General features: G+C 71.7%; 1 pseudogene. It reads left to right on the top strand.

Annotated features, from left to right (window positions below):
* Positions 1-1794, top strand: a pseudogene (locus tag J7528_RS23595) (ice nucleation protein); the annotation flags it as partial.

Below are 1794 nucleotides of genomic sequence, written 5' to 3'. Positions count from 1 at the left end.
CACCGCCGCCCAGATCCCGGCCCTGTCGGTCACCACCCTGAACCAGCTGGCCGCCGACAGCCTGGACAAGCTGGGCGCCGCCCAGGTCAAGGCGCTCACGGCGACCCAGATCAAGAGCTTCTCGACCACCACCTTCGGCCTGCTCAGCACCACCCAGGTCGCGGCGCTGACCACCGTCCAGATGGCCGCGCTGTCGGCGACCCTGATCAGCGACCTCAACGCCACCCAGTGGGCCAGCCTCTCGGCCAGCCAGATCGCCAATCTGGACGCCACCGACCTGGGTAATATGAGCGCCACCCAGTGGCAGGCCCTGCGCTCCACCCAGATCGGCGGCCTGTCGATCACCGCGGTGACGTCGCTGGAGCCCGAGCGCCTGGCCCTGCTGTCGTCCAGCCAATTGGCGGGCCTGTCGCCCACCGCCTTCTCGGCCCTGGACGCCGACCACATCGGCGCGCTGAGCACCCAGCAGATGCGCGGCCTGACCTCGAGCCAGCTGGCGGGCCTGAAGCCCGAGGACATGGCCGAGTTCAGCGAGACCCAGATCGGCGCGATCGGCGCGACCCAGCTGGCGGCCCTGCCCGCCACCGACGTCGCGGTGCTGAGCACCACCCAGCTGGGCGCGCTGAGCACGACCCAGGTCAAGGCGCTGCTCGCCGCCCAGATCACCGCCCTGCGCCCCACCCAGATGGAAGGCCTGTCGCCCGCGCAGCTGGCGGCGCTGAGCTCGGCCCAGCTGGGCGCCCTGTCCCCAGACGTCCTGCCGGCGATGAGCGCCACCCAGGTGGCCGGCCTGACCTCGGGCCAGTTGGCCGGCCTGTCGTCCACCCAGGCCGGCAGCCTGACCTCGACCCAGCTGATGGCCCTGGCCGAGACCCAGGTCGGCGGCCTGAACTCGACCTTCCTGTCGTCGCTGTCGGACACCGCCCTGTCGGCCCTGACCACGACCCAGGTCGCGCGCCTGTCCTCGACCCAGGTCCAGAGCCTCAGCACGACGCAGGTCGGCGGCCTCTCCAGCACGGACTTCAACGAGCTGTCGACGACCCAGGTCGGCTACATGACGGCCTCGCAGCTGGGCGCGCTGTCGGGCACGAACCTGGGCAGCCTGTCGACCACCAGCATCGCGCGCCTGACGGCGACCCAGTTCGCTGGCCTGTCGCCGACCCAGCTGTCGGGCCTGTCCGACAGCCTGATCCGCGATCGCCTGGCCCAGCTCAGCGCCACCCAGATGGCGGGCCTTTCGACCACCCTGATCGGCAGCCTGACCAGCACCGAGTTCGCGGCCCTGGGTCCCAGCCAGATCGGCGCCCTGTCGGCCTCGGCCTTCGCGGCGCTGGGGACCTCGCGCCTGCCCAGCATGACCACCACCCAGGTCGGCGGACTGTCGACCACCCAGGTGGCCGGCCTGGACGCCACCAGCTTTGGCCTGCTGTCGACCAGCCAGGTGGCGGTGCTGTCCTCGGCCCAGATCGGCGCGGTGCGCGGCGAGATCCTCTCGGCCCTGAACGCCACCGAGTTCGCCCGCCTGACCACCAGCCAGATCCGCGGCCTGACGGCCAGCCAGATCGAAGGCCTCAGCGCCGAGGACATCGGCGACTTCACCGCCAGCCAGGTCGGCGCCCTGGGCGCGGCGCAGCTGGAAGGCTTCTCGGCCGCCGACATCTCGGCCCTGAACGTCACCCAGGTCGCGGCCCTGTCGGTCGGCCAGATCGCCGCCCTGTCGCCGGTCCAGGTCCGCGGCCTGTCGGCGACCGACATCGGCGAGTTCAACAAGACCCAGGTCGCGGCCCTGACCAC

It is taken from the genome of Caulobacter sp., assembly GCF_017744445.1.
Classification (GTDB): Bacteria; Pseudomonadota; Alphaproteobacteria; order Caulobacterales; family Caulobacteraceae; genus Caulobacter.
The sequence above is the reverse complement of the archived record's forward strand: the minus strand, read 5'-3'. Positions and strand labels throughout refer to the sequence as shown.